Genomic DNA, 18326 nt, shown 5'->3' on the forward strand with positions numbered 1-18326 from the left:
CCAGGCTCAAGGTGTTCTGGATAAATGCCGCTGCGTCAGGTGCCTTTAATTCTGGATGGCCTGGACTGACCCACCGTCAACCCGCAGGTTGCTGCCGTTGATGAAGGACGCACGCTCCGATACCAGCAGGGCGATGGCCGACGCGACCTCTTCAGGTTTGCCGCGGCGTTTCTGAACGATGCCCGGACGCTCCTCATCGAGAAAACTCTTGATGGCCTCATCGAAAGACACACCCAGCTCTTCTGCGCGTTGTTTCATCATGCCGTCGATCATCGGCGTTTCGATAAACGCCGGGGCTACTGTGTTGCACAGCACGCCGTGAGCGGCCTCTTTGTAAGACAGGTTTTTGATGAATGCCCCGAGCGCGGCTTTGGCGGTGTTGTAGACGGCTTCTTCCCAGTAGGGCTGTACGGAGTTTTCGGAGGTGATGCACACGAAGCGGCCCCAATTGCGGGTGCGCATAGCGGGGATCGTCGCGCGGGCTACGCGAACGGCGGAGAAGAAATCGGTGTGCCATGCCTCCAGATAGTCTTCGTCCGAGAGGGTCAACGGGTCGCCTTTTGCACCGGTGACACCGGCGGTGTGAACCACGATGTCGATCTGCCCAAATGTATCCTGGCCTTTTTTGACAACGTGCTCGACCTGATCCTGTCGAGTCAGGTCTGCGGCAACGAACAGGCATTCAGTGCCCAGTCCCTTGCACGACTCTTCCAGTTTTTTCTGATCCATATCGCTGAGCACCAACCGCACGCCTTCTTCAGCGAGCAGTCTTGCCGTTGCCAGGCCTAGACCGCCGCTGGCACCTGTGATCAAAGCAACCCGACCTTTAATTCCCAAATCCATGATGACTTCTCTCTCTGGTTATGCCGGCAGGCCGGCGTTCGCATGTGGGTGCACAGGGCGCGCAGTACGGCGCGCAACTCCCGTGCTTATGACGCTACTGAACAGTGTTCTCTGGCGAAGGCGAGCATCAGCTTCGCCAGCTGCCGGGGCGTTTGCAGGGGCATCAGGTGCCCGGCGCCGGGGATGATTTCGAGTCTGCTGTGAGAAAACGCTGCAAGTGTTGTGCGGCGCTGCTCTTCAGGGCCGGGCACTTGCTGGTCGGCTTCGCCGCACACCAACAAGACCGGGTACTCGATCGTGCCAAGTCGATCGCTCCAGTCCTCGCGGCTGCCATGGTCTACCCACGCACGCCATGCCGTGAGGTTGACCCGGAGCGCATCCGCCACCGCGACTTCGCGTATGTCATCGGGGAGACGAAACGCACTGGACTCATCAATGAATGCTTCGGCCTCCGGGTGTGTTTTTCCGTAAGCGCGTTGTTTGTCGCGATCGGCTTCGGTCATCGGTTGCGGGCCGGGGGGCGAAGGGGCAACCAGCACCAGGCCACGAAGGTATTCCGGCCGCCGCGATGCAAGCACTACTGCCACTTTGCCTGTCATGGAGTGACCTACGAGGATGCAATCGGTGAGGCCCAGCTCGCGAATGGAATGGTCCACGTGATCGGCCATCGCCTCGACGCTGTAGCCGTCAATAGCGGCGGCATCTCCGAATCCCGGTGTGTTGAGCGCCACGCATTGGTGACTGCCGTCCAGATAGGGAAGGGTGGGGAACCAGGTCCGATGGGAGCCACCCAGAAAATGCATCAGCACAAAGGTGGGTGATTTATCGCCTTGCCGGCTATGGGGGAGCATGTTGATTTCTCACAGGGATTTGCCAGTTGAGGCGGTCCGGGTGAGCAAAGTTCCGTGGGATTTACGCGGGGAAGCCACATGCCTTGTCAATCGATGCCGATGTGCTTGGCACCGAACACCATCGTCAAAGGGCTGGCGGGTCTAGCGGGTAGTGGCTGCAAAAGCGCACGGCCTCGGGCCGTGCACTGGTTGCTTAAACGTGAGAGGGGTGCCGCAACTTTATATGACGAACTTGCTTACCAGCCCTTGCAAGTGCACACCCAATTTAGCCAGTTCAACGCTGGAGGACGCTGTTTCCTCACTGGCCGAGGCGGTCTGTTCAGAAATATCGCGAACGCTCTGGACGCTTCGGCTGATCTGCTCGGCTACAACGCTTTGCTCTTCTGCGGACGCTGCAATCTGTTGGTTCATGGCCTCAATGGTTGAAATCGACTGGCTGATGCTGGTGATTGACGCGCCGGCATCGCGGGTCAGGGCAACGCTGTTGTCCGTCAGCAGGCGACTGTTTTCAAGGATCGTGGCGACGTGCTCGGTTCGGCTGTGCAGCCCACTGATCAGCGTTGCAATTTCCTCGGTTGACGTCTGCGTGCGCTGCGCAAGGCTTCTGACTTCATCTGCGACGACGGCAAACCCGCGGCCGGCTTCACCTGCACGGGCGGCTTCGATGGCGGCGTTGAGGGCCAGGAGGTTGGTTTGCTCCGCAACCGCCTTGATGACGTCGAGCACGCCGCCAATCTTGTTGCTCTCTTGTTTGAGTTCGTCCATTGCAGCCTTGGACTGACCGACTTCGGCCGCGAGCTTTTCGATCTGAAGCACAGCGCGCCCGACCACGGCATCTCCGTCGCGAGCTTCTTTTGAGGCGGTCATGGCGGCCCGTGAGGCTTGCTCGGCATTCCTGGCGACTTCCTGAACGGTGGCAGCCATTTCATTCATGGCGGTCGCTACCTGATCGGTTTCGCTTCGCTGGCTATTGACGCCCGCGCTTGTTTGCTCGGTCACTGCCGACAACTGTTCGGCTGCGCCGGATATCTTAGTGACGCCGTCACCCAAGCCACCGATCAACTGACGCAACTGGGTTGTCATCCGGTGCATGCTGTTTTGCAACATGCCGAGTTCGTCCCGTCGGGTGGTGACTTGATCGTAAGTCAGATCACCGTTGGCCACGCGGTCAGCCAGCGTCAGTGTTTGAAGAAGCGGTCCGACGATAACGCGGGTGATGATCCACGCTGCGAGTACGCTCACTATCAGCGCTACCACCAGCCAGATAATCAACATTTGGTTGGCTTGGTCCACGTCCTCGACACGCAGTTCGACCTGATTTTTGGCTAACTGGTTGGCAGCAGTCAGAAGCACGTCGATGGTTTTGCTGATGCCCGCCTGCGCTTGGTTGATTGCACCCTGCGCAGTCGAAAACTGGCCGATGTCGGCGTCGTATTGACTCAGCGACGTTTCAAGGTTTTTAAGAATCGCAGGTTGCAGGCCAGAGCCTTCGGTGGTTTTGACGTAGGCAGACAGTGCGGCGATCGAGGCAGTGGCCGTTGGCTGGGCTTCGGGTTTCAACGTCAGGGTGTACCCGCGGATATCGAAGCGCATTTTCTGAAACAGCTTCAGCGCTTGCGTGATCTGATCGCGTTGCTCGGGCGTGCCTTCTGGCGAATTGGAGAACGCGTTCAGTTTTTCAAGCGCTGCCTCAGCTTCATCACCATGACGGCCCAGCGCAGCTCGACTGGCTTCACGAGTTTGTGTGGCAGCCATCAGATTATCGTAAAACACTTTGTAGTCTTTCATGGCCGCTGTTGCAGTGTTCACGTGCGGAACATTGACTGGTGAATCCAGAACCTTGCTCAGGTAGAGCAAATGGTTGTCCAGCGTCTCATAGGCTTTGAGCCAACTGGTGGCGTTTGCGTCGTCAAAGCTCAGGCTGTACACCAGGCGCGCGATTCGCATGTCGCGCGTCATCGTGCTGAGTTTTGCAATGTCGGTGACGCGCTCGCTGCGTTCACTCAGCGATGAAATGCCCGTCCACCCCGTGAATGCGATGAGCGCGGTGAAAACGATCACCAGAGCAAAGCCCAGAATGAGCTTCGCTCTCACTGTCATATTGATTAGCGTGTTTTTTAGCATGTGGCACTCTCGAAAATAGACGTCTTAATGTACGAGGTGGCTACTCCACGCCATTCCTACAGTTATAAGATTCGGCAGTTTTCAAAGAATCTTTAACCCGTGATAGCACTATTATCTCGTCCAAAGGCATTAACGGCCGTGTCTATTTGACGCTCAAAAGGTTCCATTATTTTTAATTACTTCTCAAACACGAATAGCTTTCCAAAAACTCATCGCTGAATGCCGGTCCGCCGAAAGTTGTCGTGCATGTTCACATTCAGCAGGCTTATGAGCGGCTATTCGATTGAGATCAGCAGTTGCTGTGAATTTTCATGCGGCCTGTGAAACGTTGTGAAGTCGACCATCAACTGCGGTTTGCCCGTGCTAACGTCTTTGACGCGGGGTCGTCAGTGGGACGATGCCCGACATACATGACGGAGCAGCGCCGATGTCTACAACCGTAACTCCCGCTGGTGGCACACCGAACAATCAGAGGTCTTCATCTTCTGCGTTCGACGCCCGGCTGGACATTGCAAAGTCGAGCAAAGTGGTCGCCGATTACATGCGCCAGACGGGTAAGTCGGCCATTACGCTGCAGGACCTGACGAAGCTCGCGGACAATGAGTCAGGCAAGGTTCCCGCTGATGTGTCCGAGAGTGCCAAATACCTGCAGCGCCATCCGGATGTATTCGCTGCAATCGAAACCCACGACGTTGCCGGCACTGATAACCTGTCCGGCGTGTGGAACTTCGATTGGGCCGCCAACGGTGGATTGAAAGGGACTGCAACCGAGGCCATCGCCAAGATGCAGGACACCTTTGATCTGGCGATTGCCAAGTCGGCGCAGATCACTGAAATCACTACCGGCAAAAAAGCCGAGCTGGATTCGACCAAGCAGCGCCCAGGCAACTGACTCTGCGTTTACGGCTTTTACCAGACAAAAAAATCCCCGAATCTTGGATCCGGGGATTTTTTTGACTCGATCTGCTGCAACCGGGTCAGCTCCAGGTCGGCGTCGGCAGGTCAAACAGGCTTCAGCGACCACACCGTCAGACCATCGAATTTACTCCGTGGTCTCGGCCACGCCCTGATCTTCCCCCAGAAACCCGCCACTCTGGTGGTGCCAAAGCCGCGCGTAGGTGCCGTTTTTACCGAGCAACTCGGCATGGGTGCCTTGTTCGATGATGCGTCCGTCATCCATGACGATGAGCCGGTCCATGGCCGCAATCGTGGACAAACGGTGGGCGATGGCTATTACGGTTTTGCCCTGCATCATTTCATCGAGGCTTTCCTGGATGGCCACTTCGACCTCCGAATCCAGCGCGCTTGTGGCCTCATCAAGTAACAGGATCGGAGCGTTCTTGAGCATCACCCGGGCAATCGCAACGCGTTGACGCTGGCCGCCCGAGAGCTTGATACCGCGCTCACCTACAAGGGTGTCGTAGCCGGAATGCCCTTGCTTGTCGCTCAGTTGGCTGATGAATCCATCGGCTTGAGCATTGGCCGCGGCGCTGCGGATTTGCGCATCGGTCGCATCGGGACGACCGTAGGCGATGTTGTCGCGAATGGAGCGGTGCAGCAGCGACGTGTCCTGCGTGACCATGCCAATGGCGCTGCGCAGACTGTCTTGGGTGACCTGCGCAATGTTTTGGCCATCGATGCGAATCTCTCCCTTGTCCACGTCATAAAAGCGCAACAGCAGGTTGATGAGTGTGGATTTCCCGGCACCGGAGCGACCCACCAGGCCGATCTTCTCGCCCGGGCGGATGGTCAGGCTCAGAGCATCGAGTACCTGACGTTCGCCGTTGTAGTTGAAACTCACATTGTCGAAGGTCACCGCGCCGCCAGTGGTCACCAGTCCGGCCGCGTCCGGCGCATCCTGCACCTTGGGGCCGCGGGCCAGGGTGGCCATGCCGTCTTGTACGGTGCCGATGTTCTCGAAGAGTGAGGTCATTTGCCACATGATCCAGTGCGACATGCCATTGATGCGTAACGCCATGGCGGTAATCGCGGCGACGGCGCCGGTGCCGACTTCACCCTGGTGCCACAGCCACAAGGCATAACCGCCCGCGCCCATGATCAAACCGACCACCAATGCCTGATTGACGATTTCGAATTGGCTGACAAGACGCATCTGGCGTAAACCGGTGAGCTTGAAGTCCTCCATCGCAGCGCGCGCGAAGTGGGCTTCGCGTTTGGAGTGGGAGAACAGCTTTACGGTGGTGATGTTGGTGTAGGCATCCGAGATACGTCCGGTCATCGATGACCGCGCATTGGCCTGTTCCTGGCCGACCTTTCCCAGGCGCGGCACGAAGTACAGCATGGCCAGACCGAACAACGTCACCCAGGCAATGAAAGGCAGCATGAGCTTGAGGTCAAAACCGCCGGCCAAGGCAATGATGGCGATGAAGTACACCCCGATCCCGGGTGCGATCTCGATCAGGGTAAACAGCACTTCGCGCACCGACAGCGCTGTCTGCATCACCTTGGTGGTGACACGGCCAGAGAACTCATCGGAGAAAAACGAAAGGCTCTGTCGCAGCATCAGCCGGTGGAAGTCCCAGCGCAGCCGCAACGGCAGATTGATCGCCAATATCTGGTGCTGCACCATCGTGCGCAACGCTACCAGGCCAATGCTGGTCACCAACACGATGCCGATGCCCCACAGTACTCGGGTTTCCTGCATGGCCGCCTCGCCGCCGGACTGCCAGGTTGATAGCAGGTCCACGACCTGCCCGAGAAAGGAAAAGAGCCAGGCTTCGTACATCGAAACACCGGCACTGAGCACCGCGAGTGCGAGGATATAGCCGCGAGCGCCCCGTGTGCAGGCCCAGAGAAACCGCGCCAGACCATCGGGCGGTGGCGGTACTTCATCGGGAGGGAAGGGGTCTAGCCATTGTTCAAACGCGCGAAGCATAGTGATCTCCAAAACGATCCAGTAAGGAGATTCTGGCATTTAATGACCGGCTTGAGGGTTTTGTAGGGGAAGTCAGTTATTCGGCCAGCAGCTTTTCTACTTGATCGTCTGCGAAGGGCGGGGAGCCGTGGTGTGCAGGAATCAATACGGTTGGCCGGAGTGATGGGCACATTGCTGAGTCAGGAAGCAGATGCTGCCTTGTCTCGGCAAAGCCGTCTGCGCATCAATGCATTTTCAAGCTCGACATAAAGGCCCGGCGACTTCAGCCGGGCCCACGATTGATGCTGTCGCTTTGGTGCCCTGCCATACAGCGCCGTAATCGCTTCTGTGCTGTGCCGAGTCGCTTTTTTCTTGGGGGCGGTGTTTGGAAGTCCTTAGAAACGCATGCCTTTAAAGGGATTCCAGCCCTGTTCGCCTTTTACTTCTTTAAGGTAATAGGCGTAGTTCGTCACGATGGCGTACGTGAAGGAAAATCCGACACCCAAACCGTTGTCCAGAGCCTTTGGAAACTCCATTCCCAATATCGCGAAGATGACGACTAACACGACGTACACGAGAAATATCGTGCCTAGAAGGGCCAGGTTTTTCTTCCATAGACCGAGCACGAAGAGGTAGATCGGACCGAAGAAAAACGCGATCACGTTGGCGTTGATCAACACTTTTTTACCGAAGGTAGGCAGTGTTTTTAGTGCTGCCTTGTAGCGGGGGTCGCCGGGTGCTCCGTTTGTGTCGAAGAAGGCAAAACGTTCCTGCCATTTCGCACTGTATTTGCTCGTGCCTTGAACCTGTTCGGTGGTGCTCATGGTTGCTGTCCCTCTGTTCCATTGATGGGTGTTTTCTTCCGGGAATTCCATTCATATCTTTCCAGGTGTCATTACCTCCGGCACTACAAGTGAGTAAATCTTCGATTAGGTGTCCGGACTTCGTTTGCCCCCGAACACGTCGCAAATGTCGACCGGTCAGGGCATGTGCCTTGCGCACATCCAAAATCACCGGGCTAGCTTCGCAGTATTCTACCCTTGAAGAAAGCTGAACCGGTTCATCTGCTGGCAACCCCGTCCACAACATTAGCATTCGCGAATGCCAGGCATCCGAAGGAGTTCGAACAATGGCGCTGGCTCGACGTCAGTTCAATACACTCACCTTGCTGAGCCTTCTCGGCGTTGGAGCACTGACCATGAAACACACGGACGCTGCGAACGCCTTGCAGACTTTGATGCTGAAAGCCAATGGAGGCATTCCGAACAACCCGACGCTGCCCGTGCTGATTTACCCCGCCGCGCTCGACGTGACCGGCGCTGATCCGGCATCTCTGTTTGAACGCACGTTCGCGGCCAATGGCTGGCCGCCGCAATGGCGCTACGGAGTCTTCACCTACCACCACTATCACACCCGTGGGCACGAGGTGCTGGGTGTCTATGCCGGCAAGGCGCGATTGATGCTGGGAGGACCAAATGCCCACGTGATCGAGGTGAAGGCCGGCGATGTGTTGTTGCTGCCTGCCGGGACAGGGCATTGCAACCTCGGCTCAAGCAACGACTTTAGGGTAGTCGGCGCTTATCCGCCCGGGCAGGAGGGCGATATCAATCGTGACCCGGCCACGCCTGCGCAGATAGCACAGATTGCACACCTGCCGTTTCCCCACACCGATCCAGTGCTGGGCAATGACGGCGGAGTAGTGGAGCACTGGCGCAGTTGAAGATCTTTACGGTTTTTTTACGGCGCCTCGCTTTTCGATACCGATAATGAGCGCGGGTTTTTTCAAACGCCTGCTGCGACGAATATGACGCGTGTTTAATGCACAGTCGTGCTGCGTTGCACCTCAGACATCGTCGTCTGCAATCTGCGTGGCCTACAAGGCATCGCTGCATCCCGACCAGTCCATCCATTCGGCTCTGAATCCCAAGAATTTGCGCTTCGGCCACCCACTTCGAGACGCAGAAATTGAGCGATAACCGATCCAGTTTTACTGAAGCCACTGCGCCCAAAACTTCAGCGGCGGCGATGCTGGTTGCTGCGGTCGGCGTGGTATACGGCGACATCGGAACAAGCCCCCTTTACACGCTCAAAGAAGTCTTCTCGGGTCACTACGGCGTCCAGGCGAACGAAGCCGGTGTGTTGGGCATTCTGTCGCTTATTTTCTGGTCCCTTATCTGGGTGGTGTCCGCAAAATACGTACTGTTCATTCTGCGCGCAGATAATCAGGGCGAAGGCGGGATCATGGCATTGACGGCTTTGGCCCGGCGTGCGTCCGCGCACTATCCCCTACTGAGCAAAACCCTGGTATTACTTGGGGTGTTTGGCGCCGCGCTGTTTTATGGCGACAGCATGATCACTCCGGCCATCTCCGTACTCTCGGCCGTTGAAGGGCTGCAACTTGCTTTCGACGGAATAGAGAACTGGGTGGTGCCGCTGTCAGTGGTAGTTCTGGTCGGTTTGTTCTTGATACAGAGACACGGGACGGCGCGCCTCGGCGTGCTGTTCGGACCGGTGATGGTGCTGTGGTTTACGGTGCTGGGGGGACTCGGCATCTACGGCATCTTGCAGCGTCCTGAAGTACTTCAAGCACTGAATCCGGTCTGGGCAGTCAACTTTTTTGCGGCGTATCCGGGCATCGGCATCACCATACTGGGCGCCGTTGTACTGGCCTTGACCGGCGCGGAGGCGCTGTATGCCGACATGGGGCACTTCGGACGCAAGCCGATTGCCCGTGCCTGGTTCTTGCTGGTACTGCCGGGCCTTGCGCTGAATTACTTTGGGCAGGGCGCGCTCATATTGGGCAACCCGGAAGCGGTGCGAAATCCGTTTTATCTTCTGGCGCCTGAGTGGGCGCTGTTGCCAATGGTTGCGCTGTCAACGCTGGCAACGATCATCGCGTCTCAAGCTGTGATTTCCGGCGCATTCTCACTCACACGTCAAGCCATGCAGTTGGGATACGTTCCCCGGATGTTCATCCAGCACACCTCAAGCCAGGAGCAGGGGCAGATCTACATCGGCGCCGTTAACTGGATGCTGATGGTAGGCGTAGTGCTGCTGGTCATCGGCTTTGAATCGTCCAGCGCCCTCGCGGCCGCTTACGGTGTGGCTGTCACGGGCACGATGCTGATCACGACGATTCTGGCTTCGGCGGTTGTGCTGCTGCTGTGGAAGAGTCCCCGGTGGTTCGCGATACCGATGCTGGTGGGGTTTTTGCTGGTCGACATCCTGTTCTTCAGTGCCAACGCAGCCAAGATTTTCCAGGGAGGCGCCTTTCCTGTGGTCGCAGGCATCGTGCTGTTCATCTTGATGACGACATGGAAGAAGGGCCGCAGGATTATCCTGGAGAGGCTCGATGAAACCTCGCTTCAGTTGCCCGCTTTCATCGACAGCATTCGCGCACAGTCCCCGCACCGTGTGCGCGGCACCGCAGTTTTCCTGACAGCCAAGGCCGATGGCGTGCCGCACGCGCTGCTGCATAACCTGCTGCACAACCAGGTGCTTCATGAGCGCGTGGTGTTGCTGACTGTGGTGTCGGAAGACACGCCCAGGGTGTCGCCGGATCGAAGATTTGAAATCCAGGCGCAGGGTGAGGGCTTCTACAGGGTCAGTCTGCACTTTGGTTTTATCGAGCAGCCTGATGTCCCGCAAGCGCTGAAGCTTTGCCAGATGAACGACCTGCGTTTCGATCCGATGAAAACGACCTTTTTTCTCAGTCGCGAAACGGTTATTTCCACCTCTCGCACAGGAATGTCGCGCTGGAGAGAGCGCCTGTTTTCGGTGATGTTGAAAAACGCCAACGGAAACCTGAAGTACTTCAAGCTTCCGCTCAACCGTGTCATCGAGCTGGGTACACAGGTCGAGATGTGACCTGCTTACTCGATTCCCACGCATCTTACTGGGCCAGAATCATCGCGAAATAGCCAAACACCGTCAGCAAAATGCCGGACACCGCATAAGCCACTGGAAAGCCAATCCAGGGCACGGTGCTGTCGATTTCTTTAGCGGCTTCACGCGCGGGACCAGAATGACTTCGCGCGCCTGCTACGCCGCCCATGAGGATCGCGGGGTTGATCTTGAAGACATGAAACCCCACCGCCCAGACGATAAAGGGCGGGATCGTACAGGCCACGAAACCGAGGAAAAAGATCTTCAACGCGATGATTGCGCTGATTTGCGAAACGAGATTTGCACCCGCATTCACGCCGACAATCGCGACAAAGAAAATCAGTCCCATGTCTTCAAGAATATTGCGCGCAGCGTTCGGTGTGTTGCCGAAGAATCGAACCCGCGACACCAGCGACGAAACAATAATCCCCGAGACCAACAGCCCGCCAGCGTTGCCCAAACCAACTGCCGCACCGAATGCCGGTACTTGAATCAGGCCGATCAGCAACCCAAGAACCATACCCAGCGACAGCGTCAGGAGATCCGTCGCGGTACTCGGCCGGGCCACTTTGCCAAGTAAGGCCGTGGCTTTGTCGATGGCACTGCGAAGACCGATCAGGTGCATGACATCGAGTCGTTGCAGGCGCGTTTCCAGGCCGACGGGAATTGGCGCGCCGCCGCGTTCAATACCTACCAACTGCACTTGTCCTGCAATCGGCGACTGGCTGAAATCCTTGAGCGCCTTGCCTATGGCGTCGTGGTGAGTCACCAGGATGACCGCCTCATCCAAGGGTATATTCAGCGCCCGCGCGTCTGGTACTTCAGGGCCGATAAGCCCCATGTGGTCGGTCAATGCATCCAGGCTGCCACCAAGGGCAATCACGTCGCCCAATTGCAGTACCAACGCCGGGTCCGCACCCAGCAGCTTGTCACCCCGCTCGACATTCTCGATTTGGTAGAGCGCGAAGCGTTCGCGAAATTGCGCGATGCTTCGCCCCGCCAATTCTTGATTCACCAACCTGTAAGCGCGAAGGTCAAACGGACGATACCCGCTGAGCCCTGCGTCATCGACATTGGGCACACCGTGTTCGATCTCATAGTCTTTGGCCGCCTTGCGCGCATCGACTCGCCACCAGCGTGGCAGGTACTTGCAGATCAGAATGATGCCGACCGTTCCCCAGATATAGGTGATGCCATAGGACAACGCGATCATCGCCGTCGCTGCCGCCGCCGTTGTGCCGGGCGGCAGGGGCACGACTCCCGAGGTGATGGCCTGCTCGGCTGAGCCAATGGCGGCCGACATGGTCTGCGAACCGGCGAGAATACCGCCCGCTGCGCCCACCGGAAGGGCCAGCAGCCGAACACCGAGCACGACGATGCCAAGTCCCAGAAACGACGAGAGAATGGCCAGGAACGTGAACTTCAGGCCATCTCCCTTCAAGCTATTGATGAATGAAGGACCGACGCGCAGCCCGACCCCGTACATAAACAAGTAATAAAACAGACTCTTGGTGAAGTTATCGAGCTCGAAATGCACGCCGTAGTAAGACGCCCAGGTTGCAATGGCGCAGCCGATTACGATCGCCCCGGCTACCGCGCCAAGCCCATAGCCCTTGATCGTGCCCCGGCCCACCCAGACGGACAGGCCCACCACCAGAAAGAGAAGGATGTAGGGGTTGTGTTGCAGAAAGGTAAAGAAAGCATTCACGTCGATTCGCACCCGGCTGGTCACGCTAAGGCACCGGGCATCGAGGCCCGGTGAGTGTGGTGTGCGTTCAGGCGACGTTCGGGGTGTCAGCCGGAATCACCGGAGTTGCGATGGCGCCATGGCTGAAGCTGGGGCCCGCATCAGAGTGCTCGACCCGATTCTTTTGCAGATAGTCCAGAGCCTTGCGCAGGTCGTCCAGCAGCAGTGCGACGAGGTCGCGACTTACGCCATGTCGCACCAAAACCCGCTGCACTACGATGTTTTGCCGATCAGACGGCAGAGGGTAGGAGGCGATCTGCCAACCGCGCATGCGCACCCGTTCCGACAGATCATAGAGCGTGAAGCCATGGTCGATTCCGTCCTTGAGCTTGTAGCAAACCGCCGGCAGGCCGTCTTTCCCGTTGTAGACCAGCTCCAGCGAAGGGAACTTCAGGATTTCCGCCGCCAGCCACTGCGCCGTGTCGGAGCAGGCTTGCTGAATGCGCGTGTAACCGTCGCGTCCAAGGCGCAGAAAGTTGTAGTACTGAGCAATGATTTCACCGCCTGGCCGGCTGAAATTCAGCGCGAAGGTCGCCATGTTGCCGCCCAGGTAGTCCACGTAAAAGATCAGCTCTTCTGGCAAGTCATCAGTGGAACGCCAGATCACCCAGCCGACGCCCAGCGGTGCCAGGCCATATTTGTGGCCTGAGGCGTTGATGGATTTGACGCGCTCGATCACGAAGTCCCACTCCAGCTCCTGCTGGATAAACGGCGCGATGAAGCCGCCACTGGCGGCGTCAACATGGATCGGGATATCAAGGCCGAGATCGCGTTGCATCGCGTCCAGTTCAGCCGCCAGAGCTGCCACGGGTTCATAGATGCCGGTGAAGGTCACGCCCAGGGTCGCTATAACACCAATCGTGTTGTCGTCACAGTATTCACGAAGGTCGGCTGGCAGCAGGCCAAGCGCGTTGCCACGCAGCGGCACCTCGCGAATTTCCACATCAAAGTACCGTGCAAACTTTTTCCAGCAGATCTGTACGGGACCGCACACAAAGTTCGGCTTGTCGGTCGGCAGGCCCGCCGCTTCCCTGCGTTTTTTCCAGCTCCACTTCAGGGCCAGGCCGCCGAGCATCGCAGCCTCACTGGACCCCGTGGTTGAGCAACCAACGGTTTGCCACGACTTCGGTGCATGCCACAGGTCCGCAATGATGTGCACGCAGCGGTTTTCGATCTCCGCCGTCTGGGGGTACTCGTCTTTGTCAATCATGTTTTTGTCGAGAGCATCGGCCATCAACTGCTTCACTTCCGGCTCGACCCAGGTGGTGCAGAATGTCGCCAGGTTCTGTCGGGAGTTGCCATCAAGCAGCAACTCGTCGCGCACAAGGTTGTAGGCGGCGGAGGGCGTGGTTGACTGATTGGGGAGCCGGTACTTGGGCAATTTATGCTGAGAGGAGCCACTGGAGTAAACGTCTTCGATGGCTTGATCCTGAATCTCTACGGTTTTATGAAGTGCCATGAAATCCTGCTCTTGAGTGAGGGAAATGGCGTAGACGCTGATCGATAGCGACCGATCTGGCTGCGTCAGGAAGAGAGCGAACTAACGGCTAGCAAAAGTTGGTAGTTGTCAGTGAATGAACCGCCAGCGCCCTGCGTACGGGCGAACAGCTGAGCATTCACCGTGCCCGATGGTGCGCGGGTTTTATCCCCGGACATTGACAAAGATCATTAACGGCGCAGATGTCTCGAATTGCTGCGAGCCTGGGACCACCGACTTAAGGCGATCCAACCGATCTGGATCATTTGTCCCTGTGCGGGATGTAGTTCTGTAGCCGGTCCGTTTCAGCTTTGACCGCCGAATAACACTCGCAGCTGAGCGCTTCCAGTTTCTGACGATCAAGGACTTTGATGAGACCACGGTTGTATTCGATAACACCCAGGCGCTGCAATTTCCCTGCAGCTTCCGTGACACCTTCGCGACGTACGCCGAGCATGTTGGCAATCAGTTCTTGAGTCATGTTCAGCTGGTTACTGCGCAAGCGGTCCAGGGACAACAGCAGCCACCGGCATAATTGCTGGTCGATCGAATGATGGCGATTGCAAAGTGCGGTCTGTGAGATCTGAGTAATCAGTGCCTGGGTGTAGCGCAGCATCAGCAGCAGCAGATCGCCATGGCGCTCGAACTCCATTTTTATCTTTTGACCTGGCAGTCGAAACGCATTGCCTGCACTCTGAACCACTGCGCGGCTCGAGGTACTGTCCCCACCCATGAACAAGGCGATGCCGACCAGCCCTTCGTTACCGACGACGGCTATTTCCGCTGACTCGCCGCTTTGCGTCACATGCACCAGAGAGACGATGCAGTCGATGGGGAAATACACATGGCTAAGCGTGTCTCCAGGTTCACACAACACCTGACCCAATGTCAGGGTGACCGGCTCCAGGTGCGGAGCCAGGCGCTTGAATTCCTCGTGATTAAGCGCTGCAAGTAGATAGTTGTGAGTCCTCTGCGGTGGAACAAGCATTAGCAATTTCCGTATCAAGGGGGGATTCGCTCAGTCAGCGTAACCCGGTGCTTCTGAAGGCAGTCGATGGGCGTCTCGCCGTCGAAAAGCATGTGTATTCAGGCGCTTGTGGGGAAGGCAAGGGCGCACGGCACTCGACACGAGCCCGGCGCACGCCTTTAAGTCGGCAGGCGCGGTTTTATTGAAGCTCTGGCGCCTGGTGATGGCTGTCACTGAGTTCAGACAAGGGCAGCAGGAGGGTAAAGCGGCTGCCCAGTCCCAGTCCGTTGCTGTGAGCTGCTACGTTGCCTCCATGGGCTTTTACCAGCTCACGGACCACCGTCAAACCAATCCCCAAGCCCTTCTTGTTGATGCTTAACGCATGTTCATCCTGAATGAAGGGCTCAAAGATCATCGGCAGAGCGTGGGCTGATATACCCACACCATCGTCTGAGACTTCGATCCGCGCCCACTGGCCCTCGACACTGTAAGAGAGCGCGATCACGCCGTGGGTGGGGGAAAATTTGGATGCATTACCCAGTAAGTTTGACAACACTTGAGTGAGCCGTAGTTGATCTGCGTCAATGTATGACGTCACGGCGCAAGCATTGACTTGCAGCGTTTGATGTTTGGCCGAAATCAATGGCTCGCACACGTCTATCGCTTGCTGGATGACCTGCGAAAAATCGATGGTTTTAAGCGTCAGGCGCAGCTTTCCGGTGCTGGCGCGGCTCACGTCGACCAGATCTTCAACCAGCCGCGTCAGGTGCTCGATGTGTCTGCCGATAATTGCGTGCAGCCGGGGAACGTCTTTTGTGTTGACGTTCGCCAGCATTTCAGTGCTCAGGCTAAGGGGCGCCAAGGGCGCGCGAAGCTCATGCGCCACCATGGCCAGGATAAATTTTTCCTGGCGTAAGGTAGCTTCCGCCTGCTCCTGTAACGCTTGCGCATTCAGCGCCGCGAGTACCAGCGCGCCATTGGCCTCGCGCATTTGCATCATCAAGGCCGCCGGTATGGCAGAAGGTAGAGTGGAGGTTTGTTGTGCCTGTTTGGCGCGGTACATTTTTGAGTCGGCGATGTCGATCAACGATTTTGAGTCCGTGCCGTCATCGGGGTAAAGGCTGATGCCAACGCTGATACTGATCGGCATTTGCCGGTCGCCGATAGACCATGGCTGGCCGAATTGCAGTTTGATTTTATCGACCGCGAGCTGAGCGTCTTCGCGGCTGGCGGGATGGGGCAGCAAAACCACGAACTCGTCGCCGCCGTATCGGGCAACGGTATCCTCGCCCGATACGCATGCACTCAAGCGCTGCGCTGTTTCCATAAGCACAGCGTCGCCCACATGATGACCCAGAGTGTCGTTGATCCTCTTTAACCCGTTGAGATCCAGAAACAACAGGGCGAAGCTGCCTCCGCTGCGCTGGCCTCCGGTAATGGCGTCTGCAAGCCGTGTGAGCAGTTCCCTGCGGTTAGGCAGGTTGGTCAACTCATCGACACTGGCTGCACGGAAGATCTCGCTCAGCGTCACTTCGGCCGCTTGCACTTCGCTTTGAATGCGCAGCATGCCCAGTACCAGCTGTTCATTTGCTGCCAGCAGTTTTTCCGTTTCATGGGAGGGCTTCATGGCACATCTCACTGAGAGTTTGGCGGGCTGCGTGTAACCGTTTACTCGTCTCGCAACCGCTGCGACGGACGCCCACCCAGCAATCCTTCCCGATTGCGCAATGGCTGACCGACCACGATCCCTTCATCGCTGATCTCATAAAGCCGCAACTCGTCGGAGTGAGCGCTGGCGCGCACCTTGACGACAGCCATCACGCGCAGCAAGCGGCTGTCGACCTCGATGTAGCGCTGGACGATGATGGCGTCGGTCATGAACGCCGTGCCATAAGGGCTGAAGCGAAGATCGGTGTAGCGATCTTCCAGTTCGGAGGTCATCAGGATGCTGACACCTGCCTGGCTCAAGGCGCTCACCAAGCAAGACAATGACTCGCGAAAGTCCTCGCGAAACGTTGGCGCCAGCGCCAGTTCGAAGCCTGACAATGAGTCAATCACGACTCGTGTTGCGCCCAGGCGTTTGATCTCGTGCAGCAACAGATGGACGATCTCATCGATGGACAGGTCTGAGGCACGGCTCTCCACCAGGCCCACTCGGTCAGTCTCTATCAGTCGTGATAGCTCGGGGCTCTGAGAACGGCTGGGGCGCTGCTCGAACACCGCGATTACGCCCGTTTCACCTTCCCGCGCGCCGCAGGCGAGAAAGCTGGCGGCCAGAATGCTTTTGCCAGAGCCCGAGGGCCCAGCCACCAACAGCGAATAACCTTGTGGCAGACCACCGCCCAGCATCTCGTCCAGGCCCGAAATGCCGGTTTTCAAACGTGTGCGCGCAGCTACAGGGTTGCTCAGGGGCTTCACGCTGTTCTGCACCGGCGCGAACACGTCGATGCCCGTCTGATTGATGCGAAAGGTATGCAGCCCGGGCAAGCTCGGTTGACCGCGCATCTTCATGATCTGCATTTGCCGGACCATTGAGTTGCGCTGCACGCTCTGGCCCATCCAGATCAGGCCGTCGGCCACGGTGAAGACGGGGTTGCTTTCGGTCTGGGAAAAGTATTCACCGATCAGAAATGTCGTGGCCTGCCAACTGGTCATCGTCACGCCCAGTTGCTGCACGAACTGCGGCAAATTGTTGTTGGGGTTGGCCTGGGTCTGGCTGGCGAGTACCACCGAGCGGAAAGAGTCAACGAACACCAACCCGGGACTGTACGTCTCCACTTCTGCGACGATGCGTCGGAGCACCTCGTCAAGATCACCCGCCAGGGTGTCCATCGACAGGTTGATGTAGCGTACCGAGCGGTTGATCTCTTCGTTCTGGAAGAACCCGAACTGCTGCTGGTAGCGCAACATTTTCAACGGCGGTTCACCTAATACCGTGAAGTACAGGGCAGGGCGCTCGGGCGTGGCCAGGGCGAACATCATCTGATGGGCAAGGGTTGTCTTGCCACTGCCGGGCGGGCCAGCGATCAGGTTGAACGAGAACTCCGGCAGTCCGCCACCCAATACTTCATTAAACCCTGGTACACCGGTAGACAGACGCTTGATATGTACGGTGGTACTCATGTGTCGCTACTCTGGTGATCGTTGCGGTCCATTGAACTGGACGTCCATTCGCCTACCAGTTGCTCAGTGAGCGAGGGGCCAATCAGGGAAGCCAACAACGTGTGAAAAGTGCTGATCAGGGTATCGCCGTGTCGACGAGCGTCGGCGCTGCTTTGCCCGACCAGCATGGCTCGGAAGGAGGAAGTGTTCATGGCCGCTTCTTCATTCCCGCTCAAAGACTCGAAACAACTGTGGGTGGCCGCACACAGATGCAGGCAGCGCCGGTAAAGCGCGGCCACCGCAATCGGACCCAGTATGGGTGTCAGCACTGCGCGCATATCTTCCAGCGTCAGCACAAACGCCTCAGCAACCTCGCTGGCGCTGGAGCGGTCGTTGCTCACCGACTTGAGTATTGGCGCGCTGCGTCTTGGTTTATCAATTGGCATGAGCATCGT

At 57.5% G+C, this 18326-nt stretch carries 14 protein-coding genes and 1 pseudogene; 3 read left to right on the plus strand and 12 right to left on the minus strand.

The window, feature by feature from the left end:
- Window positions 1-45 precede the first annotated feature (45 nt).
- The 4 genes and pseudogenes from OYW20_RS12630 to OYW20_RS26275 form a co-directional block, all read right to left on the minus strand.
- A complete protein-coding gene (locus OYW20_RS12630) occupies window positions 46-843 on the minus strand; it encodes an SDR family oxidoreductase (protein ID WP_268801000.1) in 798 nt (265 codons plus the stop codon).
- Window positions 844-929: 86 nt separating this feature from the next.
- The gene (locus tag OYW20_RS12635; protein WP_268801001.1) at window positions 930-1694 is read right to left on the minus strand and encodes an alpha/beta fold hydrolase; all 765 of its coding nucleotides are present in this window, start codon (window positions 1692-1694) and stop codon (window positions 930-932) included.
- A 219-nt stretch (window positions 1695-1913) separates the two neighbouring features.
- On the minus strand, window positions 1914-2801 hold the full coding sequence (locus tag OYW20_RS26270) for a methyl-accepting chemotaxis protein (RefSeq protein WP_408005514.1): 888 nt from the start codon (window positions 2799-2801) through the stop codon (window positions 1914-1916).
- A 15-nt stretch (window positions 2802-2816) separates the two neighbouring features.
- A pseudogene (locus tag OYW20_RS26275) lies at window positions 2817-3818 on the minus strand (methyl-accepting chemotaxis protein); the annotation flags it as partial.
- A gap of 427 nt (window positions 3819-4245) precedes the next feature.
- On the opposite strand from OYW20_RS26275, the gene OYW20_RS12645 reads away from it, so the two are divergent.
- Window positions 4246-4710: a hypothetical protein gene (locus OYW20_RS12645; RefSeq protein WP_268801002.1), complete on the plus strand. Its 465-nt coding sequence runs from the start codon at window positions 4246-4248 to the stop codon at window positions 4708-4710.
- A gap of 150 nt (window positions 4711-4860) precedes the next feature.
- On the opposite strand, the gene OYW20_RS12650 is transcribed toward OYW20_RS12645, so the two are convergent.
- Together OYW20_RS12650 and OYW20_RS12655 are read right to left on the minus strand one after the other, a co-directional pair.
- Window positions 4861-6714, minus strand: a complete 1854-nt coding sequence (locus OYW20_RS12650; protein ID WP_268801003.1) for an ABC transporter ATP-binding protein — start codon at window positions 6712-6714, stop codon at window positions 4861-4863.
- A 374-nt stretch (window positions 6715-7088) separates the two neighbouring features.
- Entirely contained in the window at window positions 7089-7517 is a 429-nt protein-coding gene (locus OYW20_RS12655) for a DUF2628 domain-containing protein (protein ID WP_268801115.1), read from the minus strand.
- A gap of 374 nt (window positions 7518-7891) precedes the next feature.
- Here OYW20_RS12655 and OYW20_RS12660 point away from each other — a divergent pair, with 374 nt between their 5' ends.
- A complete protein-coding gene (locus OYW20_RS12660; protein ID WP_268801116.1) occupies window positions 7892-8413 on the plus strand; it encodes a cupin in 522 nt (173 codons plus the stop codon).
- A 305-nt stretch (window positions 8414-8718) separates the two neighbouring features.
- Window positions 8719-10560, plus strand: coding sequence for a potassium transporter Kup (locus OYW20_RS12665; RefSeq protein ID WP_268801117.1), 1842 nt, complete (start codon window positions 8719-8721; stop codon window positions 10558-10560).
- 25 nt (window positions 10561-10585) lie between these two features.
- Here OYW20_RS12665 and OYW20_RS12670 read toward each other — a convergent pair whose 3' ends face one another.
- The 6 genes from OYW20_RS12670 to OYW20_RS12695 all read right to left on the minus strand — a co-directional run bounded on the left by OYW20_RS12670 (window position 10586) and on the right by OYW20_RS12695 (window position 18317).
- Entirely contained in the window at window positions 10586-12286 is a 1701-nt protein-coding gene (locus OYW20_RS12670; protein WP_268801004.1) for an aspartate:alanine exchanger family transporter, read from the minus strand.
- A gap of 67 nt (window positions 12287-12353) precedes the next feature.
- Window positions 12354-13784, minus strand: coding sequence for a glutamate decarboxylase (locus OYW20_RS12675; RefSeq protein WP_268801005.1), 1431 nt, complete (start codon window positions 13782-13784; stop codon window positions 12354-12356).
- A gap of 280 nt (window positions 13785-14064) precedes the next feature.
- Entirely contained in the window at window positions 14065-14790 is a 726-nt protein-coding gene (locus OYW20_RS12680) for a Crp/Fnr family transcriptional regulator (RefSeq protein ID WP_268801006.1), read from the minus strand.
- A 178-nt stretch (window positions 14791-14968) separates the two neighbouring features.
- Complete coding sequence (locus tag OYW20_RS12685; RefSeq protein WP_268801007.1) at window positions 14969-16396, minus strand: diguanylate cyclase domain-containing protein; 1428 nt, start codon at window positions 16394-16396, stop codon at window positions 14969-14971.
- Window positions 16397-16437: 41 nt separating this feature from the next.
- Window positions 16438-17892: an ATPase domain-containing protein gene (locus OYW20_RS12690; RefSeq protein WP_268801008.1), complete on the minus strand. Its 1455-nt coding sequence runs from the start codon at window positions 17890-17892 to the stop codon at window positions 16438-16440.
- Complete coding sequence (locus OYW20_RS12695; RefSeq protein ID WP_268801009.1) at window positions 17889-18317, minus strand: hypothetical protein; 429 nt, start codon at window positions 18315-18317, stop codon at window positions 17889-17891. Before OYW20_RS12695 ends, OYW20_RS12690 begins: the two co-directional genes overlap by 4 nt.
- Window positions 18318-18326: the final 9 nt, after the last annotated feature.

It is taken from the genome of Pseudomonas sp. BSw22131, from assembly GCF_026810445.1.
Taxonomy (GTDB): Bacteria; Pseudomonadota; Gammaproteobacteria; order Pseudomonadales; family Pseudomonadaceae; genus Aquipseudomonas; species Aquipseudomonas huanghezhanensis.